The 25,155-nt window shown below is 69.8% G+C and carries 17 protein-coding genes; 12 read left to right on the top strand and 5 right to left on the bottom strand.

The features are described 5' to 3' along the window. Positions 1–20 precede the first annotated feature (20 nt). Both pyrF and ABDW59_RS07720 read left to right on the top strand, forming a co-directional pair. Positions 21–851, top strand: coding sequence for an orotidine-5'-phosphate decarboxylase (gene pyrF / locus ABDW59_RS07725; RefSeq protein WP_343629019.1), 831 nt, complete (start codon positions 21–23; stop codon positions 849–851). 225 nt (positions 852–1,076) lie between these two features. Next, entirely contained in the window at positions 1,077–4,334 is a 3,258-nt protein-coding gene (locus ABDW59_RS07720) for a PAS domain S-box protein (RefSeq protein ID WP_343629018.1), read from the top strand. 36 nt (positions 4,335–4,370) lie between these two features. On the opposite strand, the gene ABDW59_RS07715 is transcribed toward ABDW59_RS07720, so the two are convergent. Both ABDW59_RS07715 and ABDW59_RS07710 read right to left on the bottom strand, forming a co-directional pair. Continuing rightward, positions 4,371–6,065, bottom strand: coding sequence for a hypothetical protein (locus ABDW59_RS07715; RefSeq protein ID WP_343629017.1), 1,695 nt, complete (start codon positions 6,063–6,065; stop codon positions 4,371–4,373). 74 nt (positions 6,066–6,139) lie between these two features. Continuing rightward, entirely contained in the window at positions 6,140–7,486 is a 1,347-nt protein-coding gene (locus ABDW59_RS07710; protein WP_343629016.1) for an SPFH domain-containing protein, read from the bottom strand. A 176-nt stretch (positions 7,487–7,662) separates the two neighbouring features. Between ABDW59_RS07710 and ABDW59_RS07705 the strand changes: the two genes are divergently transcribed. From ABDW59_RS07705 to ypfH, 4 genes are read left to right on the top strand one after another with little or no spacing between them, the layout of a single operon-like run. Then, entirely contained in the window at positions 7,663–8,373 is a 711-nt protein-coding gene (locus tag ABDW59_RS07705; RefSeq protein ID WP_343629015.1) for a response regulator, read from the top strand. Between the two features lie 28 nt (positions 8,374–8,401). Further along, positions 8,402–10,537 (top strand): HAMP domain-containing sensor histidine kinase, encoded by a 2,136-nt coding sequence (locus ABDW59_RS07700; protein ID WP_343629013.1) that lies wholly within the window; start codon positions 8,402–8,404, stop codon positions 10,535–10,537. Positions 10,538–10,580: 43 nt separating this feature from the next. Continuing rightward, positions 10,581–10,919, top strand: coding sequence for a thioredoxin family protein (locus ABDW59_RS07695; RefSeq protein WP_343629012.1), 339 nt, complete (start codon positions 10,581–10,583; stop codon positions 10,917–10,919). Positions 10,920–10,935: 16 nt separating this feature from the next. Continuing rightward, positions 10,936–11,634 (top strand): esterase, encoded by a 699-nt coding sequence (gene ypfH / locus ABDW59_RS07690; protein ID WP_343629011.1) that lies wholly within the window; start codon positions 10,936–10,938, stop codon positions 11,632–11,634. 161 nt (positions 11,635–11,795) lie between these two features. Here the strand turns inward: ypfH and purB are convergent, their stop codons facing one another. Next, positions 11,796–13,163 carry an adenylosuccinate lyase gene (gene purB, locus ABDW59_RS07685; RefSeq protein ID WP_343629010.1) on the bottom strand — a complete coding sequence of 456 codons (1,368 nt, stop codon included), beginning with the start codon at positions 13,161–13,163 and terminating at the stop codon, positions 11,796–11,798. Positions 13,164–13,279: 116 nt separating this feature from the next. On the opposite strand from purB, the gene ABDW59_RS07680 reads away from it, so the two are divergent. Together ABDW59_RS07680 and ABDW59_RS07675 are read left to right on the top strand one after the other, a co-directional pair. Continuing rightward, positions 13,280–16,141, top strand: coding sequence for a polysaccharide deacetylase family protein (locus ABDW59_RS07680; protein ID WP_343629009.1), 2,862 nt, complete (start codon positions 13,280–13,282; stop codon positions 16,139–16,141). Positions 16,142–16,601: 460 nt separating this feature from the next. Continuing rightward, the gene (locus ABDW59_RS07675) at positions 16,602–17,063 is read left to right on the top strand and encodes a GNAT family N-acetyltransferase (RefSeq protein WP_343629008.1); all 462 of its coding nucleotides are present in this window, start codon (positions 16,602–16,604) and stop codon (positions 17,061–17,063) included. 47 nt (positions 17,064–17,110) lie between these two features. On the opposite strand, the gene ABDW59_RS07670 is transcribed toward ABDW59_RS07675, so the two are convergent. After that, positions 17,111–18,868 carry a hypothetical protein gene (locus ABDW59_RS07670; protein WP_343629007.1) on the bottom strand — a complete coding sequence of 586 codons (1,758 nt, stop codon included), beginning with the start codon at positions 18,866–18,868 and terminating at the stop codon, positions 17,111–17,113. A 616-nt stretch (positions 18,869–19,484) separates the two neighbouring features. Between ABDW59_RS07670 and ABDW59_RS07665 the strand changes: the two genes are divergently transcribed. From ABDW59_RS07665 to metW, 4 genes are all read left to right on the top strand, one after another. Then, on the top strand, positions 19,485–20,117 hold the full coding sequence (locus ABDW59_RS07665) for a glutathione S-transferase C-terminal domain-containing protein (RefSeq protein WP_343629006.1): 633 nt from the start codon (positions 19,485–19,487) through the stop codon (positions 20,115–20,117). Between the two features lie 134 nt (positions 20,118–20,251). Further along, positions 20,252–22,123 (top strand): signal peptide peptidase SppA, encoded by a 1,872-nt coding sequence (sppA, locus tag ABDW59_RS07660; RefSeq protein ID WP_343629005.1) that lies wholly within the window; start codon positions 20,252–20,254, stop codon positions 22,121–22,123. A 155-nt stretch (positions 22,124–22,278) separates the two neighbouring features. Continuing rightward, positions 22,279–23,463: a homoserine O-acetyltransferase gene (locus ABDW59_RS07655; protein ID WP_343629003.1), complete on the top strand. Its 1,185-nt coding sequence runs from the start codon at positions 22,279–22,281 to the stop codon at positions 23,461–23,463. Next, positions 23,460–24,044: a methionine biosynthesis protein MetW gene (gene metW / locus ABDW59_RS07650; RefSeq protein ID WP_343629002.1), complete on the top strand. Its 585-nt coding sequence runs from the start codon at positions 23,460–23,462 to the stop codon at positions 24,042–24,044. Before ABDW59_RS07655 ends, metW begins: the two co-directional genes overlap by 4 nt. Before the next feature lie 85 nt (positions 24,045–24,129). Here metW and ABDW59_RS07645 read toward each other — a convergent pair whose 3' ends face one another. Continuing rightward, positions 24,130–25,140 (bottom strand): succinylglutamate desuccinylase/aspartoacylase family protein, encoded by a 1,011-nt coding sequence (locus tag ABDW59_RS07645; RefSeq protein WP_343629001.1) that lies wholly within the window; start codon positions 25,138–25,140, stop codon positions 24,130–24,132. Between the last annotated feature and the right edge of the window lie 15 nt (positions 25,141–25,155).

The following is a 25,155-nucleotide window of genomic DNA, read 5'->3' as shown; positions in this document are numbered from 1 at the left end:
TCCCCAAGCCCGGACCCTTCATGAAATTCATGCAGAAACTGCAGGCCGCCGAGCGCCTGAACGACTCGCTGCTGTGCGTCGGCCTGGACCCCGACCCGGCCAAGTTACCCGCCCCGTGGAAGGGCGACGCCGGCCGCATCTACGACTTCTGCGCCGCCATCGTCGATGCGACCAAGGATCTGGTCAGCTCGTTCAAGCCGCAGATCGCCTACTTCGCCGCGCACCGTGCCGAGGACCAGCTCGAGCAGCTGATGGCCCACATCAAGCGCAACGCCCCGCACGTGCCGGTGATCCTGGACGCCAAGCGCGGCGACATCGGCGCCACCGCCGAGCAGTACGCTCGCGAGGCCTTCGAGCGCTACCAGGCTGACGCGGTCACGCTGTCCCCCTTCATGGGCCGCGACAGCGTCGAGCCCTACCTGCGCTATCCCGACAAGGGCGCCTTCCTGCTGTGCCGCACCTCCAATCCCGGCGGCGACGACTGGCAGATGCAACGCCTGGCCGACGTCCCGGGACAGCCGCGCCTGTTCGAGCACCTGGCGGCCATCGCCCAGGGCGACTGGAACACCAACGGCCAGCTGGGCCTGGTGGTCGGCGCGACCTATCCGAAGGAAATCGAGCGTGTACGCGAGCTCGCCCCCACGTTGCCCCTGCTGATCCCGGGCGTGGGCGCCCAGGGCGGCGACGCCGCCTCGACGGTGGCTGCGGGCTGGCGCAAAGGTGCCGGCACGGTCATCGTCAACTCCTCGCGCGCGGTGCTGTACGCCTCCTCGGGCGAGGACTTCGCCGCCGCGGCCCGCCAAGTCGCCCTGGCGACCCGCGACTCGCTGCGCCCGGTCGGCGGTCTGTGAGGTTCGCGCCGGGGGCTCTTCCGGCCGCCAATTAATTGGCAGAAACCCCGAACGCCTGTCGGGAGGCATGCGTTTCGGGTTTCCTCGACCCTTCAGAACGGCCACCGCTCGCCGAGACTGTGCGTAACCGGACGTTGCACGCCGGGCCCGTGGCGCGAGCGCCATGTCGGCCTCGGCGTCCGCGACGCCAAGGAACGACAACAACGTTCAGTTGGGCACATCAGAGTGAGCAAGCTTTCCCAGGACGATCTGAGCAGTCTGGTGGGGCAGGAGCTGTCGCCAGGCGACCGCCTGCCTCCGGGCCTGCAATGGCGCGCGGCGCGGCTGTTCATCGCCGCGTGCGTGGTGCTGTGCGCCGTCAGCGGCTTCCTGCTCGCGCTCAGCGCCTCGGCCGCCGAGCCGCTGGGCGGCTGGCTGCCGCCGCTGACCGCGCTGGTCGGCACCGTGTCGGGGCTCGCGCTGCTGTGGCGCCTGCCCTCCGAGCGCGGACCCGCGGGCGTGATGCTCATGATGTGCGTGTCCATCGCGCTGGCGCTGACGGTGGCGGTGTCGCGCCAGCTGGGGCTGAGCTCCAGCAGCCTGGGCATCATCGCGCTGATGGTCGCGCTGGGCACCGGCATGGTCGGCCTGGGCGCCGGGCTGTCGCTGTTCGGCCTGGGCCTGGCGGCGCTGGGCGCGCTGGCGACGGCGGAGCTCAGCGGCTGGGTGCAGATCGGCCATTCCACCGCCGGCCTCACCGGGCGGCTGCTGACGCAGCTGATGCTGCTGATCTCCGGCCTGGTCGTGGGTTTGGGCACGGCCAAGCTCATCCGCCGCGCGATGCAGGAGGTCAACGAGCGCCATGCCCGCTTCCGCCACCTGCTCAACATGGCGGCGGACTGGTATTGGGAGATGGACCGCCAGTTCCGCTTCACGCATCTGGCCGAGCACAACCCCGGTTCCTCCGGCCTGTCCGCGTCCGAGCGCCTGGGCCGCGCGCCCTGGGAGATCGAGCACCTGGGCCTCTCGGACGAGGACCTGGACGCCCACCGCGCCGACCTGGAATCGCACCGCCCCTTCCGCGGCCTGGTGATGCGCCGCGCCGGCGAGGACGGCGTGCTGCGCTACGTCTCCATCAGCGGCGAGCCGCGTTTCGACGCCAAGGGCAACTTCCGCGGCTACTGGGGCGTGGGCCGCGACGTCACCGACGAGGTCCAGACCGAGCAGGCCATGCTGGCCACCGAGACCCGCTATCGCGAGCTGTTCCGGCGCTCGCCCTCGCCGCTGGTGCTGCACCGCTGGGGCCGGGTGATGGACGCCAATCCGGCGGCGATGGCGATGTTCGGCTACACGCAGCGCTCGTCGATGATCGGCCAGGACCTCTTCTCGCATTACGAGCCGGGCGACGAGGAGCGCGCCCGTCAGCGCGCCGCCAAGATGGAGGCCATGCCGGTCGGCGCGATGCTGCCGATGACGGAATTCCGGCTGCGCACGCTGTCGCGCCGCCGCCGCCTGGTGCAGGCCACCAGCGTGCGCGTCGATGCCGCCAGCGGCGCCGCCACGCTGTCCTTCTTCATCGACCAGACCGAGACCTCGCGCGCGCAGGACGCGCTGCGGCGCTCGGAGGCGCTGCTGTCGCACCTGTTCGCGACCAGCCCCGACGTGGTCACGCTGACCGAGACCGCCAGCGGCCGCTACGTGATGGTCAACAAGACCTTCGAGGAGATGAGCGGTTACGGCGCCGACGAGGTGCTGGGCCGCAGCACCGAGGAGGTCGGCATCTGGCAGGACCAGTCCGACCGGCAGCGCCTGATCGACGCGCTGCGCCTGCACGGCCGCGTCAGCGACATGCCGGCGACCTTCATCAACCGCGCCGGCCAGCCCATCCCGATGCTGCTGTCGGCGGCGCCCTTCGTGATGGACGGGATGTCCTATCTGGTCGTGAACTCGCGCGACGTCTCGGACAGCGAGCGCACCCGGCTGGTCCATGCGGCGATCCTGGAGAACGCCTCCATCGGCATCGCGCTGACGCGCGACGCGCGCTTCGTGCAGGCCAACCGGCTGGTCGAGGAGATGTTCGGCTGGCCCGCGGGCGAGCTGATCGGGCAGGCGGGCAGCGTGGTCTGGCCGGGTGTCGAGGAGTACGAGGCGGTCGGCCGCGAGCTGGGGCCGCGTCTGGCCGCGGGCGAGCAGGTCGAGGTGGAGCGCCTGATGCGGCGCCGCGACGGCAGCCGTTTCCTGTGCCGGATCCTGGCGCGCGCGGTGGACCCGAATCACCCCAGCCGCGGCGGCACGATCTGGATCATGGAAGACGTGACCGAGCGACGTCGCGTCGAGGCGGCGCTGGCGCAGGCCAAGGACGAGGCGCAGGCGGCCAACCGGGCCAAGAGCGCCTTCCTGGCCAACATCAGCCACGAGATCCGAACGCCGCTGAACGGTCTGGTCGGTCTGGCGCGGCTGCTGCAGCAGCCCGACCTGGGCGACGACACGCGGCGGCATTATCTGGACCAGATGCTGGACAGCGCGGAGAGCCTGTCGGGCCTGATGTCCGACATCCTGGACCTGTCGAAGATCGAGGCCGGCCGGCTGACGCTGGAGACCGTGCCCTTCGCGCTGCGCGACATGCTGGCGACGATGCGCATGGGCTATCTGACGCTGGCGCAGGCGCGCGGGCTGGGCTTCAGCATCGACGTCGAGGACGAAGTGCCGGCCTGGGTGGTGGGCGATCCGGTGCGAACGCGCCAGATCCTGAGCAACTACCTGAGCAACGCGCTGAAGTTCACCGAGCAGGGCGCGGTCGCGGTGCGGGTGCGCCGGCAGGACGAGCGGCATCTGCGCATCGAGGTCAGCGACACCGGCCCGGGCATCGCCGAGGCCATGCACGAGCGGCTGTTCCAGCCCTTCACGCAGGCGGACGAATCGACCACGCGGCGCTACGGCGGCACGGGCCTGGGCCTGTCGATCTGCCGGGAGTTGGCGACGCTGATGGGCGGCGCGGTGGGCGTGGAGAGTCGGCCCGGCGCGGGCGCGACCTTCTGGGCCGAGCTGCCGCTGCCGGCGGCACCGACGCCGACGCCGCTGGGCGCGCAGCGCCGCGCGCCGGCACAGGAGGCTGGGCTGACGGGACGCCGGGTGCTGATGGTCGAGGACAACCCGGTGAACATGATGATCGCCGTGGCGATGCTGGAGCAATGGGGCGCGGAGGTCTCGCAGGCCAGCGACGGCAGCCAGGCGGTGGAGGCGGTGCATGCCGCGGCCAGCATGGGCAAGCCCTTCGACGCGGTGCTGATGGACGTGCAGATGCCGGTCATGAGCGGCCACGAGGCGACGCGTCAGCTGCGCCAGCGCTACGACCAGCAGCAGCTGCCGATCGTGGCCTTGACGGCCGCGGCGCTGGTCCAGGAGCGCGACGAGGCCCTGGCGGCCGGGATGAACGAATTCCTGACCAAGCCCATCGACGCGCAGCGGCTGCGGCAGGTGCTGGAGCGGTTGACGGCGGATTGACGACGGACGGATGGGGGCCGGTCCGGCGTTTCGGCCTCACCGCACGCTCAAGCTCGCCGCCTTCCACTCCGCCGTCTGCCAGCGCTGAAACGCGCCCAGCATCGCAGGTTCCGCGGCTTGGCGGCGGGCCTCCAGCGTGTCCAGATCCACCAGCTCGAAGGCCTTGCGATAGCGGCCTTCGGCGCGCGACTCGCGGGCGACCAGCAGCTCCTTGCCGCCGGGCACGAAGCCGGCGAACTCCGCATAGCCCAGGCCCGGTTGCGCCGGCGCCGGCGGCAGCACCGACAAGGTCCAGCCCTTGGCGCCGCGGCGCAGCAGCCACAGCTCGCGCCAGCCGTCGGCGGGGACCGAGGCGATCGCGATCGCGTTGCCCTCGCGATTGGCGCGCGCGGAGGCCGCGCTCACCAGACCCCATGCGCAGCGACGCAGCAGCGGCACGGTCGTCGTGCTGATCACGCCTGTCGCACCCGGCGTAGCCGACGTGAGCGTCACGCAGGTCTCGCCCGGTTCACCGGGTTGAACGTCCAGCTTCAGCGCGCCGAAGCTCTGCGTCATCGGGCCCGACGGCAGTGCCGCCCAGCGCATCGCGTTGCCGCGCATGGCCGCGTCGTTGTAGGCCGGCTGATCGTCCTCCGAGAGCTCCGCCGGGACGATCCGGGTGAAGGCCTCCAGCGCGCGTCGCGAGGCCGCGGACGACGCATCGACCTGCAAGCTCGCCGGCATCTCGGCGCCCATCGCCGCACGCCGCGCCCGGATGAAGGCCAGGCTGCTCCACACGCCCGTTTGCCGCATCAGCACGCGGTTGCGCCAGTGCGGGGCGAGCACGGGATCTTTCAGATCCACCTTGTCCAGCACGTCGGCGCGCCACTGGTCCCAGGCCTCGCGGCGCGGCGGCGGCGCGGCCGGATCGACGCAGTCCTGTCGCGTCAGTGCGAGCGCGGCCCGGGCCTTCTGCTCCGGTGTCGAGGCCGGCATCGCCAGCACGCGCCGGAACGCCGCGCCGTCGTAGCAGAGCTGCACCGCGCCCGAGTCGCGCTCCAGCGTGACGAAGCGCAGCCCGTAGCGCGCGGCGACGTCGAGTTGCGCGGCGATCTGCGCATCGGCGGCGGCCGAGGCCGGCGTCGGCGCGACATCGGTGCGCGGCTGCGCGCGCGAGGCGCGATCGGCGAGGCGCTCCGCCAGCGTGCCCATGGCGTCGAGCGCCTCGGCGCCGGTGGCGGCATTCATCTGGTCGGCGCTGGCGGCCTGCACATAGGCCGCCGCCAACCCGATGCCGAGCGACTCCCCGCCCGACTGCTGCCGCACCACCCGCAACGCGGCGAGCAGCGCGTCGGGCTGCGCGGCCGCGCCGGTCAGCGGCAGCAGAGCGCTCTTGCGGACGAAGCCACCGCGCTCACGGCGGTAGTCGTAGACCTGGAAATGATCGGGGCGCTCGCCGCGGATCTCCAGCGCCTCGCCGCGCCACAGCTGGGACTGGGCGGGCGCCGAGTCCTTGGCCGCCGCGCGCATCGCGACGTTGTCCCAGAGCACGATCGCCGTGCGTGAACCCGCCGAGGCCTCATCGGGCGCCGCACGCTTGATCGGCGGCTTGGGTGCCGAACCGTCGCTCGCGCCGACGACCAGCGGAGCGGCGGGGGGCGGCGGCGTCGCCGCATCGGCGGAATGGACGCACATCAGTTGAACGGCGACGGCGGCGATGGCGGCGGCCATCACGAGCTTCAGGCGGCGCATGTCGGACCTCCTCGGGCGCATGGACGGATGCTTGGACGGGTGCATGGACAGGGCCATGTCGTGGCGGGTGGCGCTCATCGCGCGCCGGCGCCTTGCGGCACCGCCTCGCCCTCGCCCTGCGGTTTGTCCGCGGGGGCGTCACGCCCGCCCAGCAGCGTCTTGCCGATGAACCCGCCATCCGCCGGCGGCGGCGCGATGATCACCTGCACCTTGTCCGACAGCTTGTCCGCCATCGCCTTCTGGATCAGCAGCGGATGGCGGCTCAGCAGCGCGCCCTCGGCGGCCATCTGCTCCACCGCGACCTTGCCGATGCGCGTCTGCCGATAGGCCTCGGCATCGGCCAGCTTCTCGCGCGCCTTGGCCTCGCCGTCGGCCTCGATGCCGCGCGCCTGCGCATTGCCCTCGGCCATCCGCACGCGGGCGACGCGCTCGGCCTCGGCCTCCAGCTGGCGCTGCTCGACCTGGCGCTGCTTGAACGGCAGCACATGCTTCATCGCCTCCTCCTGGCCCTTGGCGGCGATGACCTGCTCGCGCGCGGCGGCCTCGGCGGCGGTCTCGCGGCGCACCTTGTCGGCGGCCGCCTCGAGCTCCGTCTGCTTGACCTGCTTCTCCTTGAGCTCCAGCGTGTAGCGCATCTTCTCGCTGGCCAGGCCCTCGGACAGCAGGCGCTCCAGGCCCTGGCGGTACTCCATGGGCAGGTCCACGTTGCCGATCTCCAGCCCGCGCAGCACGATGCCGTCGGCGGCCAGCTTGCGGCGCAGCTCGCCCTCCAGCGCCGCCTGGATCGGGCCGCGCTGCGTGGAGAAGATCTCCCGTACCGTGTGCGTCGCGATCTGGCGATAGACGATGCCCTGCAAGGCCGGGGCGATCACCTCGCCCTCGATGTCCTCCGGCAGCGAGGCCGCCAGCTGCGGCAGCCGCGTCGCGTCCACGGCCCAGCGCACCGTCAGGTCCAGACCCAGCGACAGGCCCTCGACCGATTGCAGCGGCGCCTCGCCGTTGGCGCGGGCGAAGCGGGTCGGGTGGTAGCTGCGGTCGCGCAGCGGCAGATCGCGCACGTCGTGCAGACCGGGCAGGGCCAGCATCGAGCCGGAATGCGCGATCGACTGGCCGCCGGTCAGCGCGTTGGTCCGCAGGCTGACCTCGCCGCGCGGCACCTCATGGATCGGAGGATGCGCCACCAGCAGCGCCACCGCGCCAGCCACGGCCGTCAGACCTGCCAGCCACGGCAGCGCGCGCACCAGCCCGGAGCCGGCGCGGCGCATGGGTGCGCCGAAGTCGGTGCCGCCGCGCGAGCCGCTACCGTTGCCGGCGCCATCGGCGTTGGCGTCCACGTTGGCGGTGGCGCGACGCGAGAAGCCGGGCAGCCGAGCCCTCAGCCGGGCGGCGGCATCGCGGATCGATTGCAGGCGGTCGTTCATGAGGTCCTCCGGGAGTCCCGTGATCGGGTGTTGCGATGGCACGCATGGTCCGGCGCCAGGGCCGGAAGCCTCAATGCGGGCGGAGGTGCCTCCCTTCACGGTCCGGAAGAAAGCTTCCGGCCGAAGTCGCGGCCCAGGCGCGGCAATGCCGCGCGGGCTGTCCATAATCCGGCGCCATGGTCACCCCCGGAAACAAGGTCGCCGTCATCGAGGACGACCGCCCCACCAGCGAGCTGCTCGCCGGCTGGATCCGCGCCGCGCGCCCCGAACTGCAGGTCGACCAGTGGTTCGACCGCGATGCCGCCGAGGCAGCCCTGGCGCGCGAGCCCTACGAGATGGTCGTGCTCGACATCGAGCTCGGCCGCGAGCGCCATGCCGGCGTCGCGCTGATCAACGCGATCAACAAACTGAACGCGGGCACGCCGGTGCTGGTGGTGTCGGCCATGCCCGCCGCCATCTATCGCGGGATCATGAAGGCGCTGGACGCCTGGGACTACCTGCAGAAGACCGCCTTCGACGAGGCCGAGTTCATCGACACCTTCCTGGACATCCTGCGCGCCGCACGCGCCCGCGCCCCGGCCGCGCCGGCGGCGCCCGCCGCGGAGGCGCTGCAGCTGGACCCGCTGTGGCAGCGCAGCCCGCTGTGGAAGGGGCAGCGCATCAACCTGCCGCTGACCGCGCAGCGCATCCTCGCCACGCTGCATCAGCGCGCGCCGCAAGTCGTGTCCTATGAGGAGCTCTATGACGTCGTGAAGAGCGGCCGGACCCGCGACAACGTGCGCAAGCACGTTTCCACGCTGCGCGAGGCGATCAAGGAGGTCGATCCCGACTTCGACGCGATCGAGAACGTGCCGATGCGCGGCTTCCGCTGGACCGGCCCGCAATGAGCGCCACCGGCCCCGCGAGGCCCGTTCCATGAGACTGGGCCCGGTCGAGCTGCCCGCGCTGGCCGTGCCGCGGCTGGGGCCGGCGGCGTTCCGGCGCCGCGCGGTCGTGCACCTGGCTTTTCTCCTGCTGGCGCTGGCGACGGTCGGCCTGGTGGCCACCGTGCTCACTGACCAGAAGCAGCGCGCCTACCAGCGCTACGCGCAGGGCTTCCGCCAGTCGCTGGCCGAGATCGTCCTGCAGCTGCGTCATCCCAGCGGCCAGCTGGCGCTGCTCAACCCGACGATGACGACGGGCGACCGCGCCGGCCAGGCGCCGGTGCTGCTGCCCTTCGCCGCTATCGACTTCGACGACCAGAACAAGGCCCAGCGCGCCGTCGAGATGGCCGGCTGCGGCCTGCGCTGGCCCGACGGCGCCAGCCTGTGCGCCGCCGTCGGCGCGAACGCCTATGCGGGCGGCTTCCTCTACCTGGTCGGCAGCCTGGAGAGCGGCCCGCTGATCGGCCGCGAGCACGGCGCGCTGGCGCTCTCCGGCGTGCACCGCATGCGGGTCACGCTGACGATGCGCGGCCAGACGCAGACCTGGATCGCGCCCTTCGAGGGCATGGCCGCGCGCGACGGCGCGCAGCGCGGCCGGCTCACCGGTTTCGTCGGCGCGGGCCCGCAGTTGCCCGGCAAGGCGCGGCCCTCGCGCGAGTTCCGCGGCTGGCTCTGGCGCGAGGGACCTTGCGTCGAATCGACCAGCGGCCCCGAGTGCACCCGGCATGCGTTCTATTCGGTGCGACTGCCGGTGGAGGCTTTCCAGGAGGCGCTGTTCGAGCGCGCGCCGCCGGTCTGGCCGCCCGCCGATCTGGATCAGACGCGGGTGCGGGTGGAGCTGCTTGGCCCCGCGCCCGAGGGCGAGCCGGCGCCGGTGCTCTTCGACAGCACGCGGCCGGGCGCGTCGCTGGCGCTGTCGCTGGATCGCATCGGCGCGGCGCTGCAGCCGGGCGAGACCTTGCGCATCGAGAAGACCGGCCCGCGGCCGCAGGTCATCGCCGAGCGGCGCGGACCGGAGCTCTCCGAGCGCGCGCTGCCCTGGTTGATCCACGTGATCCGGCGCCTGCCGGTCGAGGGCGTGGGCGCGGATCGGGGCGAGGTGGAGGTGCGCTGGCTCACCGCCTCGGACGAGGTCGCGACGCCTCGCGGGCGTTATCGGCTGGAGCTGCGCGGCGATCTGCGCAGCCTGGATCGGCAGCTCGCGCTGGAGGCCCGGCCGCTGGCGATGCTGGCGGGCGCGATGCTGGCGGCGATCGCGGCGGCCTGGCTGATGGTGGAGCTGGGATTGATCCGCGGCATCGCGGCGCTGACCAAGCGGGCGGCGGCGGTCTCCTACAACATGCAGGATCCGCGCGCCGATCAGCGGCTGGGCGAGCTGGACGTGGCCGACCTGCGCGGCGGCGACGAGCTGGGCATTCTGGCGGGCTCGCTGGCCGACGCGCTGCAGCGGGTCAAGGACGGCCTGCGCCGCGAGCAGCTGCGCGCCGAACGCGAGCGCGAGATGTGGCATGCGGTGGGCCACGAGATCATGTCGCCGCTGCAGTCGCTGATGGTGCTGCACGGCGGCGCCGACGATCCCAGCCACCGCTACGTGCAGCGCATGCAGCAGGCGGTGAAGGTGCTCTACGGGAGCGCGCCGCCGAGCGAGGCGCTCGCGTCCGCGGACCTGCATCCCGAGGCGCTGGATCTGGCGGCCTTCTGCCGCGAGGTCGCCGCCAACGCGCATTACGCGGGGATCGACGAGGTCCGTTTCGAGTCCGCCTTGCCGGAGCCGCTGATGGTGCGCGCCGAGGCCTATGCGCTGGAGGACGCGGTGACGCACGTGCTGCGCAATGCCGATCGCTACCGACCCGTGGGAACGCCCATTGCTCTGACGTTGGAGGCGGGCGAGCCGGGCGAGGTGCTGCTGCGCATCCGCAACCAGGGGCCGCGCATCGATCCCGCGATGCTGGACAAGATCTTCGAGTACGGCGTCTCGGATGCCGCGCCGCAGCCCTCGGGCGAGCGCCGCGGGCAGGGGCTGTTCGTCGCCCGCAGTTACCTGGCCAAGATGGACGGCGCGATCCGGGCATTCAACCTGCCGGACGGGGTGGTCTTCGAGCTCACGTTGCGGCGCCTGCCCGCGTGAGGCCTCCGACCCTTCGCCGTTTCAGATCCAAGGAGTGGTCCTCATGCCGATGAATCCCCATTACGCGCTGACCGAGCCCATCCGCGATGCCGTGGACACGCTGTCGCGCGAGCGGCCGGTGCTGGTCGAGTTCGGCGCGCCGTGGTGCCCGCATTGCATCAACGCGCAGCCGCTTCTGGAGCAGGCCTTCGAGGGTCGGCACGAGAACGTGCAGCACATCAAGGTCGAGGACGGGAAGGGTCAGGCACTGGGCCGCTCGTTCAAGGTCAAGCTGTGGCCGACGCTGATCTTCCTGCGCGACGGTGTGGAGGTGGAGCGCCTGGTCAGGCCCACCGGCGCCGAGGACATCCGCGCCGCGTTGAGACGCGTGGACGGGGATTGATCGACAATCCCGCCCCATGATTCAAGCCCATGTGCTGCTGCCCAAGGATGGGCAGCCTGAACTGCTTTTCGTGCTGTTGCACGGCGCCGGCGCGGACGGTTTGCAGATGCGACCGCTGGCCGAGGCGCTGCATCGGCAGTACCCGCGCGCGGCGCTGGTGCTGCCGGATGCGCCGGATGTCTTCGATGCGATTCCGGGCGGGGGCGCGGGCTTCCAGTGGTACTCGGAGCAGGGGGATGACGCGGCGCGCGCGGCCGGGCTGACGGAGGCGTTGCCGGCGGTCGTCGAGCTGATCCGCTACTGGGCGGAGCGGCTGGAGCTGTCGTGGGAGCGGGTCGCGTTGGGCGGGTTCTCGCAGGGGGCGATCCTGGCGCTGGAGGCGCTTCAGCAGGAGGAGCAGCTGGCGGGTCGGGTGCTGGCCTTTGGCGGCGCGTATGCGTACTGGCCGCAGCATGCGCCCAAGGATGTGAGCATCCATCTGCTGCATGGGAAGAATGACGAGGAGCTGCCGTATGTGCCGCTGCTGAATGCGGCGCGGGAGCTGATGGGGCTGGGGGCGGACATCACGGCGGATGTGATGCCCGATATCGGCCATGAGCTGCATCCGGCGCTCATCGAGCGCGCGATGGAGCAGCTAAGGACCTTCATCCCCGCGCGCCTGTGGCGCGAGGCGGTGGTGGCGGCGGCGGAGCAGGAGAAGGCGCCGAAGCATTGAGGCGCTGGGTCGGTCGCGGGGGACCCTCTCCCCCACCCTCTCCCGCAAGCGGGCGAGGGAGCTGCCACCGCTCAGGCCTAGTCTTCGGTTGAAGTCGGTGAGCCCTCTTGCCCCCTCTCCCGCTTGCGGGAGAGGGCTGGGGAGAGGGTCTTCGGACGCCCTCAAATCCGCTTCGCCAGCTCCTCCGCCTTCCCCGTGTAATTCCCCGGCGTCATCGCCAGCAGCCGCTGCTTCTCCGCCTCCGGCAGCTCCAGTCCCTGGATGAACTGCTGAATCGATTCCCGCGTGATCGTCTTGCCGCGAGTCAGCTCCTTCAAGCGCTCATACGGGTTGGGCAGCGCGTAGCGGCGCATCACCGTCTGGATCGGCTCGGCCAGCACTTCCCACGACGAATCCAGATCCGCGTCCAGCGCGTCCTGGTTGAGCTCCAGCTTGTCCAAGCCCTTGCTGAGCGAGTCATACCCCAGCAGCGCATAGCCCAGCGCCACGCCCATGTTGCGCAGCACCGTCGAGTCGGTCAGGTCACGCTGCCAGCGCGAGATGGGGAGCTTCTGGCTCAGGTGCGTCAGCACCGCGTTGGCCAGGCCGAAGTTGCCTTCCGCGTTCTCGAAGTCGATGGGGTTGACCTTGTGCGGCATCGTCGACGAGCCGATCTCGCCCGCCTTGGTCTTCTGCTTGAAGTAGCCCAGCGACACATAGCCCCACACGTCACGCGACCAGTCCACCAGGATGGTGTTGGCGCGGGTCACCGCGTCGAACAGCTCGGCCATGTAGTCGTGCGGCTCGATCTGGATCGTGTACGGGTTGAACGTCAGGCCCAGCTGCTGCTCGATGACCGATTGGCTGAAGGCTTCCCAGTCCTGCTCGGGGTAGGCCGACAGGTGGGCGTTGTAATTGCCGACCGCGCCGTTCATCTTGGCCAGCAGCTTCACCTCCGCGATCACCGTGCGCGCGCGGCGCAGGCGCGACACGACGTTGGCGATCTCCTTGCCCACCGTGGTCGGGCTGGCGGTCTGGCCGTGGGTGCGGCTCAGCATCGGATTCGCGGCCATGGTCTTGGCCATGTCGCCCAGCTTGGCGATGACGCGATCCAGCGCGGGCAGGATGACCTCGTCGCGCGCGGCCTTGAGCATCAGGCCGTGGCTGGTGTTGTTGATGTCCTCGCTGGTGCAGGCGAAGTGCACGAACTCGCCGGCCTTCTCCAGTTCCGGCTTGCCCGCGAACTGCTTCTTGATCCAGTACTCGACCGCCTTGACGTCGTGGTTCGTGGTCTTCTCGATGTCCTTGATCGCCTGCGCGTCGGCCTCGGAGAAGTTGGCCACCAGGGCGCGCAGGAACTCGCGCGAGGCGGTCGGCAGCGGCTGCAGCTCGGCCAGGCCGGCGTCGGACAGGGCGATGAACCACTCGATCTCGACCTGCACGCGGCGGTGCATCAGACCGAACTCGGACAGCAGCGGGCGCAGCGCGGCCATGCGCGACGCATAGCGGCCATCCAGAGGCGACAGGGCGGAGAGAGCGGAGAGGTTCATGGCGCGCTGCGGCCAGGGATCCGGCCGGGACAGGGGTGGGACAAACCCGGGGATTCTACAGAGGGGGTCACAATAGCCCCGCTTCGAAGTTGTCAGAGGGAAGGCTGAGGGAAGGCATGAAGGACAAGAACCATCGCCGCGCGACCGGACGCATCACGATCCGCGCCGCCGCGACGAGCACCGCCGCCGCTTTGGCGATGCTGACGCTGCTGGCCGGCTGCAAGCCCGCCGCCCAGTCCCCGCAGCCGCTGGCCCCGACCGCGGCGGCCTCCGCCAGCCCCTCGGTCAGCGCGACGCTGCTCAAGCAGAGCGACGAGGTGCTGGGCCGTTACCGCCAGATGATCGTGCTGATGGATGGCGAGGCCGCGCTCAAGCCGGCCGAGCGCGAGGCGGTGCACGCCGTCGGCCTGATGCTCTTCCACGACATGCAGGAGAGCGTCACCGCGCTGGGCGACACCGCCTCGGGCATCGCCCGGAGCGCCGATCCCTCGGGCATCGCCGCGATCTCCGAGCTGCTCGACCGCATCGAGGGCGAGCCCGCGTGGTTCGACGCCGACCGGCTCGCGTTCAAGGAATTCCTGACGCTGCTGTCGCAGCAGTTCTCGACCTCGCAGAGCCTGGCCGGGCTCAAGCTGGCCAAGCGCGCCGGCGAGGACCTCACCGTGCTGGCCGACATCGAGCAGACCTACGAGCAGGAGCTGCGCGACACCTTCGGCCGTTTCGCGCAGCGCGGCATCGTGCCCAAGCGGGAGAAGTGGTCCGACTACGTCGCCAAGCTCAAGAGCCTGTACGGTCGCGACCGCATCCTCAAGGACTACGCGACCATCCTGCCCGACCTGCAGGCGCGTCCGACGGTGACCGAGGTCGCCGTGCCCGCCACGACCGCGGCCTCTGGCGCCACGCGCGGTCCGAGCAAGGAGGAGCGCGAGTTCTTCGGCCGTCAGCTGCCGCCCAAGACCGTGCTGCTGACCTTCGACGACGGCCCGCATCCGCGCTACACCGACGAGATCCTGGAGATCCTCAAGCGCTATCAGGCGCCGGCGGTGTTCTTCGAGCTGGGCCGCAACCTGGGCACGGTGGACGCCAAGGGAAAGATCAAGCCGGGCCCCGGCACGCAGGTCGCGCAGCGCGTGCTCGCCGCCGGCCATCCGATCGCGAACCACAGCTTCAGCCACGGCGTGATGTCCAAGTTCGAGCTGGACAAGGTCACGCAGGAAGCCTCGTCGACCGAGGCGTTGCTCGATGCGGCCGGCCGTAGCGGCCAGGCGCTGTTCCGCTTCCCCTACGGCGCGCGCAACGACGCGGCGCTGGGTGCGATCGAGGCGCTCAAGCTGCGCTCGATGATGTGGAACGTGGACTCGCTGGACTGGTCGGATCCGATTCCGAAATCCATCGCGGCGCGCGTGCTGGGCGAGCTCGGCAAGCAGCAGCGCGGCATCGTGCTCTTCCACGACATCCACGCCCGCACCGTCGAGGCGTTGCCGCTGGTGCTGGACCAGCTCAAGGCCGAGGGCTACCGCTTCGCGGCCTGGAAAGACGGCAAGATCGTGCCGGTCGATCCGCCCGCCGCCGATGCGGCCGCGCCCGATCTGGCCGGCGCGAATCTCTATCGCGAGAGCTATGCGCTGGTGATCGGCATCGACCAGTACAAGAGCTGGCCGCGCCTGCAGCATGCGGTGCGCGACGCGCGCGCCATCCAGGACACGCTGCAGACGCAGTTCGGCTTCAAGCCGGAGAACGTCACCGCGCTCACCGACGGCGAGGCCACGCGCGCCAACATCCTGCGCGCGCTCAATGCGATGGCGCGGCGCGGCGGCGACAACAAGCTCAAGCGCGACGACCGCGTCTTCGTCTTCTTCGCCGGTCACGGCAGCACGCGCAAGCTGCCCAGCGGGCGCGACGTCGGCTACATCATCCCGGTCGACGCCGGCACCGACGATCTGCAGACCGACGCGATCGCGATGCCGCAGCTGCAGGAGCTGGGCGAGGCGCTTCCCGCCAAGCACGCCTTCTTCGTCATCGACGCCTGCTACTCGGGCCTGGGCCTGACGCGCGGCGGCGCGCCGGGTGGCAACAACTTCGTGCGCGACAACGCGCGGCGCATGGGCCGCCAGATGATGACGGCCGGCGGCGCCGACCAGCAGGTCGCCGACGACGGCCCGGGTGGTCATTCGGTGTTCACCTGGACGCTGCTGCAGGCGCTGTCGGGCAAGGCCGATCTGAACGGGGACGGCCTCATCACCGCGACCGAGCTGGCGGCCTACGTCGCGCCGGCGGTCTCGGCCATCGCGCATCAGACGCCGGCCTTCGGCAGCTTGCCGGGCAGCGAGGGCGGCGAGTTCATCTTCGAGCTGGCCTCGGCGCAGGAGCAGGCCTTGAGCGGCGACAGCAACCAGCTCGACGCCAAGGCGAGCGCGCTGGCCAAGCAGGCCGACGCCGCGCGCGACGCGCAGCTGCAGCCCGTCGCGGCCGCCTCGGCGCCGAGCGGTGCGCCGCCCGCGAGCGCGACCGCGGTGCAAGTGACCTTGAAGAACCTGGACGGCACCGACACGGCCATCGCCACCAGTGCCGCACCGGCGCCGGTATCGGCGCGCATCGCGGCGCAGCGCGCCAACGATCGTGGGCTGCAGCTCTACAAGGAACGGCGTTACGACGAGGCCGAGGCCGCCTTCACCGAGGCTTTGAAGTTGCAGCCCAAGTTTGCGCTCGCCGCCAACAACCTGGGCTTCATCTACTACAAGCGCGACAAGCCGACCGAGGCTGCGCGCTGGTACCGCAAGGCCATCGAGATGGACGGCAGCCGCGCGCTCGCGCACCTGAACCTGGGCGACGCCTTGCTGCGAGCCGGCGAAGACGCGCAAGCGCAGGCGGCATACCGGACCTTCATCGAGCTCTCGCCGAAGCACCCGCGCGCCCCTGAACTGAAGGCCTGGATCGAGCATCCCGAGTCGACCAAGAAGCCCGAGCCGGCGCGGTAAGACGGAGGTGCCGATTCCACCCGCTCCCGCAGGTGGAATCGGCGAAGTCCGCCAATGTGTCGGTGTATGGGGGAAGGGTTTTCGCGGCGAAGCCGGGAAAACCTTTCTCCCATGCGGACCCAGAGAGAGGGCAGGTGGAATCGGCGAAGTCCGCCAATGTGTCGGTGTATGGGGGAAGGGTTTTCGCGGCGACGCCGGGAAAATCTTTCTCCCATGCGGACCCAGAGAGAGAGAGCAGGTGGAATCGGGCGATCAGCGCAAACGCGTCGAAGCACGCGCCAGGAGAGACCCGGAGAGCGGGCAGGTGGAATCGTCGACGTCCACCGAGCCGGGTTGTCCCTGATGCCGGGGTCAGGCGCTTGCTGCTTAATCCGGCCTTCCCTGCTCGGTTGACGTTTGGTTACCGCTCTTTGAGATGTTGTCCCTGGCTTCCGATGGCGTTGCACCGCGCCTGGTACGTGTGCATCAGATCGACCCGCTTGCTTGGGCGCCGTTGCTGGCGGCCAGCGAGGCCGAGGGCTGGCGGATGCTCCGCCGCCTGATGGATGAATGGCGCAGCGGCGCCAACCGCTACGAGCAGCCGGGCGAATCCTTGTGGGCGTGGTTCGACGATCACGGCCAGGTGATCGCCGTCGGCGGCCTCAACATCGAGCCGCCTCCCGGCCGACCCGGCACCGCGCGCATGCGGCGCTTCTACGTGCATCCCTCGTGGCGGGCTCACGGCCTCGCCAAGCGTCTCGTGAACGCGGTGCTCGCCAGCGCGCAGGGCCACTTCAATCGCCTGCACGTGAACTGCGAGAGCCCTGAATCCGCCGCGTTCTGGACGCATTGCGGCTTTGCTCCCGTTTCAAGCGCAGAGCAGGCCGAGCGCCCGGCCCGCTACACCCACGTGCGACTGCTGCCGCAGTACCAGGCGGCTTGATCGGCCGACGTCACCGGGCTTTCCGGTGAGGCCCGAGGTCCGCGCTCTCAGAGCACCGGCGACTCGCCGATCTTCACCGTGAACTGCATGGTGGGGCTCAAGGCGAGCAGACGCTTCTCCAGGCTGTCCAAGGGGACGGCCACGTTGTCGATCTCGACACGATCCTGGGCATCCAGTTGAATCGACAACTTCGTCACGTCCGTTGTGCTCAGCGCCGCGCCGGTGAGCTTGAGCGTGTTGGCCTGGCCGTTCTCCAGCCAGAACTGTTCGACGTGCTTCACCGCGCCGGAGAACTGGCTCAGGTCCAGCGTTGCCTGGTTCGAGACGTAGAGCGTGTCGTGGCCGTCCAGGCCGTCGATGCGCCGCAGATCCGTTTCTCCGGAATAGGTCAGCACGTCGTTCTGCGCAGAGCCCACCAGGCTTTGCGGCAAGGGGACGCTGTTGTCCTTGGCCAGATAGACGAGGAACTCATTGAACGTCACCTGCTGGTGAAACCTGCCGTTGTTCGCGCCCTCGTGCGAGGCGATGCGCCACGTCGATCCCGAGGAGAATCCATCGGGCAGGGAACTGTCCCAGGCGACCGCCCGTCCGTCCACATGGATGACCTGTTTGGCGTCCGTGTGATTGAGCGCCTCGGTCCCCGCCGTCTTGTTGTCGGCGTGCGCTTCGAAGACCAACTGGCGGGACGCCTTGAGCAGAGGATCACGCACATCGGGTCGCCATGCCAGGCGTTCTCTCCCGCTGTCCCCGTTCACGTCGAAAGTGACGCGCGCTCCTTCGGGGTAATGAACGCTCAGGCGTTCGTCCTCCGAGCCACCCAGGTTAAACAGGGTGCCTTCTCTCGGTCCTTCGGACTGGACCTTGGCGTAGATCATCGTGCTACGCCATCCGTCACCGGCTTCCCCCGTCGCCGCCATGGTGTTGAGAAAGCCGTTGGAGCCCGTGTTGAAGCTGATGGCCGGGGAGCCATCACTCCGCTTGACCAACTGGCCCTCGGTCACGATCATCCCTTGCCCGCCGGGAGCCTTCGCCTCCAGGTCTCCTTGAGCGTTGCCCGACTGGTCGTACCAGCGCGTGACGTAGCCATGGTTCGATTTCTCGCGTCCCACGAAATCCAGCAGCGCCTCGCGATCAAGCCGTCCGTGGGCATCGAAACCGATGTCGCGCTCCGTGTTGTCTGAAGAGCGACGGACGCGGATCGCCGGACGGTCGCTCTCGTTGTTGAGGTCGCGCAGGCCATAGGCGGCCTTCAGACGGGTGACGTCGACCTCGTGGATCGTCCCTCGCCCGGCGGCGCGGTCCAGCGTTCCGCCCGCGGGATCATGCAGCTGGACGGCGACCTGCTCGTCCGTCTCGCGCAGATGATCGCCATTGACCGAAAGATGGATGAACCGCTGCGACTCGCCGGGCTTGAACGACACCACGCCCGTCCACGGGCCGGAGAGTTCCTCCATGGTGACCGTGCTCTGATCGGGCTGCAAGGTGTAGCGCACCGTACCCGTGCCGCTCAGGTCGCCGCCGCGCTGGACGAGGAACACCAGCTCTCGGCTCCCTGTCACGGCCTCGATGACGTGGGCATCCGAGATGGCGTATGTCGTTGGGTCGGGCGTCACCGGGGCGACGGGCCGGGTGGGCGTGACCGATTCTGGCTCCACCGTCTTGGTCGGCTCCACCGTCTTCGTCGGCTCCACCGTCTTCGTCGGCTCCACCGGCTTGGTGCGGGGCACCGGCTGAGGCGCGTTGCCGCTCGATCCCAAGGCGACCGCCCCGATCAGCCCCGCGACGCCCAGACCCAGCACCGGCATCGCCGTGCCCGAACTGCTCGGTGGCGGCGCGGATCCGGCGGCGTCCGTGGGCGAGGCGTCGGACTGCGCACCCGCCTCCGCGTCATTCATCGGGGGGATGTGGCTGTCGTCGACGTCATCCGTCGCGGCGTTACCGACCTCCGGCCGAGCAACCTCGGAGGCGGCGTCCGCAGGGGCGGCGTCCGCGGGGGCGAGCGCGCGTCGGCGGAAAGAGGGGGCGTCACGATGGGCCGGCTGATGTGTCAGTCGATTCGTCGGCGAGGCGAGGGAGAGAGGGCTACGCATGAACGTCGTTCTCGAGGAGTCAATGAACCCCCGTACTGTCCCGGGCGAGCGCGTCTCTTGGAACTGCCGCCATGCGCAGACTGGCCGCGGCGGACCGGCCGATGCCAGTCAGCCTTGCGGCCTTCTGGGTAGGCCGGGTCCCGGTCCCGAACGGGAGCTGCCGCTTTCGCACCAGCGTGCGAGAGACAGAGGACCAAGTCCAGGCGTCGGCAATCCCCGTTCCGAGGGCCCTCCGATGCGTTGCATCGGCGACGCGGTCGCCCGGGGTCCACTCGTTAGAATCGCCGCTCAGAAACCCGAGGCCCTCGCTCTGTCCTCGTTCCGGATACGAATGAAACTCATCGGTTCCCTCACCAGCCCCTACGTCCGCAAGGTCCGCATCGTCATGGCGGAAAAAAAGCTCGACTACCAGTTCGAGCTGGAGGACGTCTGGGGCAGCGACAACATCCTCAAGATGAACCCGCTCGGCAAGGTCCCGTGCCTGGTGATGGAAGGCCAGGACTCGATCACCGGCGCGGTCTTCGACTCGCGGGTGATCGTCGAGTACGTGGACACGCTGTCCCCCGTGGGCCGCCTGATCCCCGATCGCGGCCGCGAGCGCTGCGAGGTGCGCACCTGGGAAGCGCTGGCCGACGGCCTGATCGACGCCTGCGTCGCCGCGCGTCTGGAACGCACCTGGTCCGGCCGAAAGGACGGCGAGCGCTCCGAAGCCTGGATCGAGCGCCAGATGGCCAAGGTCCACGCGTCGCTGCAGGCGATGGCCCACGGCCTGGGCGAGAAGACCTGGTGCTCGGGCAACCACTTCACCCTGGCCGACGTCTCGCTGGGCTGCGCGCTGGGCTACGTGGATTTCCGCTTCCCCGACATCGACTGGCGCTCGGCCTCCCCCAACCTGGCGCGCCACTTCGACAAGCTCATGACTCGCGCGAGCTTCCAGGACACGGTCCCGCCGGCCAACGCATGAGCCCATCCCCCATTGGGGGCAGACCGCGATGGACGAGGCCCTCTTCGGAGGGCTTCGCCGTTTCCGGGTGCCACAATCGCCCGGTCCCGGCGCGAGGATCCGTGCCGGTCCCATGTTCCTGAAGGGAGGATTGGATGGGCGTGAAGCGAGCGTTGGCGCCGATCGGGCGCTTTTTCGGCAAGCTGTGGTGGTTCGTCGACGGCACCCGTCGCGTGGTGCTGAACCTGCTGTTCCTGTTGATCGTCATCGCCCTGGTATGGGCGGCGACCCGCGGCGGCAAGCCGCTCAAGGACAAGACCACGCTGGTGCTGGACATCCAGGGCGAGGTGGTCGAGCAGTTCGCCGGTTCCGCGCGGGACCAGGCGCTGGCGCAGCTCAAGGGCGAGGACCGCGCCCAGACGCGACTGCGCGACGTGCTGCGCGCGCTGGACGCCGCGGCCAAGGACGACAAGATCACGCAGGTGCTGCTGGACCTGGATCAGCTCGGCGCGGCCACGCCCGCCTCGCTGCATGAGATCGAAACCGCGATCGTGCGCTTCAAGCAGTCCAAGAAGCCCGTCATCGCCTACGCCAATGCGTACAGCCAGCGCGCGTACTACATCGCCGCGCAGGCCGATCAGGTCTACGTCCATCCCATGGGCGAGGTCATGATCGAGGGCTACGGCCGCTATCGCAACTACTACAAGGACGCGCTGGACCGCGTGGGCATCACCGCGCACGTGCTGCGCGTGGGCACCTACAAGAACGCCGTCGAACCCTACTTCGCCAACGAGCCGTCCAAGGCCACCTTGGAGGCGGACCGCTATCTCTACGACGCGCTCTGGGCCACCTATCAGACCAGCGTGGAGACGGCGCGCAAGCTGCCCAAGGGCTCGATCGCGAAGGCGATCGACGAGCTGCCGCAGCGCCTGGCGGCGGTCGGCGGCAACGCCGGCAAGTTCGTGCTCGCCGAGAAGCTGGTCGACGGCCTGAAGACGCAGGACGAGGTCGAGGCGCTGCTGGAGAAGCAGGGTGCCAAGGACGAGAAGCACCTGCGCGCGATCCGCCTGGGCGCCTATGTCGCCCAGTTGCCCGCCAAGCTGCCCAAGCCGGAAGGCCAGATCGGCGTGATCGTGGCCGAGGGCGAGATCGTCGACGGCAACGCCGCGCCGGGCAAGATCGGCGGCGAGTCCATGTCCCGCCTGATCAAGCAGGCCCGCGAGGACGACAAGATCAAGGCCCTCGTGCTGCGCGTGAATTCGCCGGGCGGCAGCGCCTTCGCCTCCGAGCTGGTGCGCCGCGAGCTCGAGCTCACCCGCGCCGTGGGCAAGCCGGTGGTGGTCTCCATGGGCGGCGTGGCCGCGTCGGGGGGCTACTGGATCTCGATGTCCTCGGATGAAGTCATCGCCGATCCCTCGACGATCACGGGCTCCATCGGCGTGTTCGGCGTGCTGCCCACCGGCGAGAAGCTGATGGAGAAGCTCTCCATCCACAACGGCGGCTACACCACGACTTGGCTGGCCAACGGCTACGACCCGCGTCGTCCGCTGGATCCGCGCTTGGCGCAGGTGGTGCAGTCCTCGGTCGAGAACATCTACGCCGAATTCACCGGCAAGGCCGCGCAGGCGCGCAAGAAGACGCCGCAGGAGATCGACGCCGTCGGCCAGGGCCGGGTGTGGACCGGCGCGCAGGCGCTGGAGCGCGGCCTGATCGATCGCAACGGCCTGCTGGCCGACGCGATCGCCAGCGCCGCCAAGCGCGCCAAGCTGAGCGACGACCCGACCGTGCGCTACGTCGAACCCGAGCGCAGCACCGTCGACCGCCTGCTGAGCAGCGTGGGCGACGCGGCGGCGCCGTCGCTGCGCGGCATGGTGCTGCATGCGATGGGCGGCATCCCGTCCATTCCGGCACCGCTGCGCGAGGCGCAGGCCGATCTGAGCTGGCTGTCCGATCAGGCGCAGGCGGGCCCGGCCGGCTCGCGTCCGCCGGTGCGGGCGATGGTGCACTGCCTGTGCACGGCCCCGTAGCTATACTCGCGACTCATGGCGCCGATTTGTCCGGCTTGCGGGCGCCCAAGAAATGCAGCTAAAGAGGGACACCCGATCCACGGATCGAGACCCGGTGTTCCGCTTCAAGCAGCGGCGCCGGGTTTTGTTTTTTCTGGATGCGATCGAGGTGTTCCATGGGTTCTGTCGGTGAGGTCACACCGCAGCGGCTGCTGTTCGAGGAGCCGCTGACGCTGCGCAGCGGCGCCCGCATTGCCGGGTATGAGTTGATGGTCGAAACCTACGGCCGTCTGAACGAGGACAAGTCCAACGCGGTGCTGGTGTGCCACGCGCTCAACGCGAGTCATCACGTCGCGGGCACGCATGCCGGTGTCGACAAGAGCGAGGGTTGGTGGGACAACCTGGTCGGTCCGGGCAAGCCGCTGGACACGGACCGCTTCTTCGTCATCGGCGTGAACAACCTGGGCTCGTGCTTCGGCTCGACCGGGCCGATGCATCAGAACCCCGACACCGGTCGCGTCTACGGCTCGGACTTCCCGGTCGTCACCGTGCATGACTGGGTGGACGCGCAGGCGCGGGTGCTGGACCGCTTCGGCATCCGGCGTCTGGCGGCGGTGCTGGGCGGATCGCTGGGGGGGATGCAGGCGCTGGACTGGTCGCTGCGCTACCCCGAGCGCATGGGGCATTGCATCGCGGTGGCGACGGCGCCCAATCTGTCGGCGCAGAACATCGCGTTCAACGAGGTGGCGCGTCGCGCCATCATCACCGACCCCGAGTTCCACGACGGCTTCTTCTACGAGCACGGCGTGGTGCCGCGCCGCGGCCTGCGGGTGGCGCGGATGATCGGCCACATCACCTACCTGAGCGACGACGTGATGGAGGAGAAGTTCGGCCGCCAGATGCGCGCGACCGAGCTGGGCTATTCGACCTCGGACATCGAGTTCCAGATCGAGAGCTACCTGCGCTATCAGGGCGACAAGTTCAGCGAGTACTTCGACGCCAACACCTATCTGCTGATCACGCGGGCGCTGGACTACTTCGATCCGGCGCGCGACCACGGCGGCGATCTGAGCCGCACCTTCGCCAGCGCGCTGTGCAAATTCCTGGTGGTGAGCTTCACGACCGACTGGCGCTTCTCGCCGGCGCGCTCGCGCGAGATCGTCAAGGCCTTGCTGGACAACAAGCGCGACGTCTCCTACGCGGAGATCGACGCGCCGCACGGCCATGACGCCTTCCTGCTGGAGGACCCGCGCTATCACGGCGTGCTGCGCGCCTACTTCGAGCGCATCGCGGCGGAGTTCGAGCGCCCGCTGGGGGCCGCGATCGCGCAGTCCCATCGCCTGACGGGGGTGGCGGTATGAGCGACCTCAAGGTGATGGAGATGATCGCCGAGCTGGTTCCTGTGGGCTCGCGGGTGCTGGACCTGGGCTGCGGCAAGGGCGAGCTGCTGGCGCATCTGCAGGCGACCAAGGGCTGCACCGGCTACGGCGTGGAACTGGACGACGCGAACGTGCTCGCTTGCGCGCAGCGCGGCGTCAACGTGATCCAACTGAACTTGGAGGAGGGGCTGGCGATCTTCGAGGACCAGAGCTTCGATGTCGTGCTGCAGCTGGAGACCTTGCAGAACCTGCGCAACACGGAAGCGATGCTGCGCGAGACCGCGCGCGTCGGCCGCATGGGCGTGGTGAGTTTCCCCAACTTCGCGCACTGGCCGAATCGCTTGCAGATCCTGGCGGGCCGCATGCCGGTGACGCGCGTGCTGCCCTACCAGTGGTACGACACCCCCAACATCCGGGTGGGGACCTATGCCGACTTCCAGGTGCTGGCCCGCAAGTGCGGCCTGCGCGTGCTTGACAGCTTCGGCGTGCAGGATGGACGGCAGGTCCGCGTGATGCCCAACTTGATGTCGAGCATGGCGGTGTTCAAGTTTGACAGGGATTGAAGGCCTGGACGACGCTTGCCCTGCGAGCGTCGTCGTCAAGGTCCCGCGTGTCTATGACTGGTTTTTGGAGCGACTGGCAAGAACGTCAGTTTTCGTAGCGTCCCAGCCTCACCATGGTCTGCCCACCGCGCCCGGCGCGGCGCGACGGCATGATCAGCACGCAGTCGTCATGGGGCGTCAGCCATTGATGGCCGTCGTCTTCCGCCAGCGGCGTGCCGGCCTTGGGGAGGACCATGAGGTGATGCGTCGGCATCAGGAAGCGGAAACGCGGCGAGCGCGCTGTCACCCCCTCGCCCACGCGCACCAGCCGCTGCCGCGCCGGCGCCGCCACGCGCAAGCGCGCAAGCGCCCAGCCCGCATCCACCATCCCCAGCTGCAGCAGGAAGCGCAGCGTCACGTCGACCGCCATGTCGGCGGAGGCGCGCTCCCAGTGCGCGCCGCATTCGACCAGCACCGCCTTGCGCGGGCTCGCCGGATCGGAGAAGTCGCCCCGGTCGATCAGCCGCAGACCCGCCGCGTGGCCGGTGTCGACCAGCAGCGTCTCGGGCTGGCCCAGCGCGCGCGCCAGCGGCACGCTCTTGTCGGTCATGCCGCAGATGGTCAGCGCCGGCGCGCCCGCCTCCTGCATCGAGTGCAGATCCAGCAGCGCATCCGCCGAGTCGATGAAGGGCGCCAGCACCCGCGCCCGCCGCAGCTCCACCGAATCGCGCGGCCCGCGCAGCACGTCCTCGGCCCAGACGCGGTTCATGTCCTCGTCGACGCAGCGCGTGGCGAAAGGATCCTTGGGATCGAAGCGGCGGAAGGCCTCGACATTGGCGAAGGCCAGGATCAGGCGGCCGCGCGTCGGCCGCAGGCGCTGCGACAGCAGCTCGTCCAGCGCGATCGCGCCGCACAGCTCGTTCCCATGCGTGAGCGCCAGCACCATCGCCGTCGGCCCGGGCCGGCCGGCGTCGAGCACATGGACGAAGGGGACGCCGCTGCCGCCGTCGCGCCAGCGCTCGATGTCGGGCGGGGCCAGTTCCAGCGCGGAGACGTCGGCGTCCGAGGACGCGGGCGGGGCGGACCCGGAGTCCGGGGACGGCAGCGTGGCGGTCATGGCGGCCGATCCTAC

It is taken from the genome of Roseateles sp., assembly GCF_039595295.1.
Classification (GTDB): Bacteria; Pseudomonadota; Gammaproteobacteria; order Burkholderiales; family Burkholderiaceae_C; genus Roseateles.
This window is presented reverse-complemented; position numbering and strand designations above follow the sequence as displayed.

Bases quoted from the DNA above. Each gene is read 5' to 3' on its own strand.
- pyrF (WP_343629019.1), top strand. From the start codon at position 21: ATGAAATTCATGCAGAAACTGCAGGCCGCCGAGCGCCTGAACGACTCG.
- ABDW59_RS07715 (WP_343629017.1), bottom strand. From the start codon at position 6,065: ATGCGCCGCCTGAAGCTCGTGATGGCCGCCGCCATCGCCGCCGTCGCC.
- ABDW59_RS07710 (WP_343629016.1), bottom strand. From the start codon at position 7,486: ATGAACGACCGCCTGCAATCGATCCGCGATGCCGCCGCCCGGCTGAGG.
- ABDW59_RS07705 (WP_343629015.1), top strand. From the start codon at position 7,663: ATGGTCACCCCCGGAAACAAGGTCGCCGTCATCGAGGACGACCGCCCC.
- ABDW59_RS07700 (WP_343629013.1), top strand. From the start codon at position 8,402: ATGAGACTGGGCCCGGTCGAGCTGCCCGCGCTGGCCGTGCCGCGGCTG.
- ABDW59_RS07695 (WP_343629012.1), top strand. From the start codon at position 10,581: ATGCCGATGAATCCCCATTACGCGCTGACCGAGCCCATCCGCGATGCC.
- ypfH (WP_343629011.1), top strand. From the start codon at position 10,936: ATGATTCAAGCCCATGTGCTGCTGCCCAAGGATGGGCAGCCTGAACTG.
- purB (WP_343629010.1), bottom strand. From the start codon at position 13,163: ATGAACCTCTCCGCTCTCTCCGCCCTGTCGCCTCTGGATGGCCGCTAT.
- ABDW59_RS07680 (WP_343629009.1), top strand. From the start codon at position 13,280: ATGAAGGACAAGAACCATCGCCGCGCGACCGGACGCATCACGATCCGC.
- ABDW59_RS07670 (WP_343629007.1), bottom strand. From the start codon at position 18,868: ATGCCGGTGCTGGGTCTGGGCGTCGCGGGGCTGATCGGGGCGGTCGCC.
- ABDW59_RS07665 (WP_343629006.1), top strand. From the start codon at position 19,485: ATGAAACTCATCGGTTCCCTCACCAGCCCCTACGTCCGCAAGGTCCGC.
- sppA (WP_343629005.1), top strand. From the start codon at position 20,252: ATGGGCGTGAAGCGAGCGTTGGCGCCGATCGGGCGCTTTTTCGGCAAG.
- ABDW59_RS07655 (WP_343629003.1), top strand. From the start codon at position 22,279: ATGGGTTCTGTCGGTGAGGTCACACCGCAGCGGCTGCTGTTCGAGGAG.
- metW (WP_343629002.1), top strand. From the start codon at position 23,460: ATGAGCGACCTCAAGGTGATGGAGATGATCGCCGAGCTGGTTCCTGTG.
- ABDW59_RS07645 (WP_343629001.1), bottom strand. From the start codon at position 25,140: ATGACCGCCACGCTGCCGTCCCCGGACTCCGGGTCCGCCCCGCCCGCG.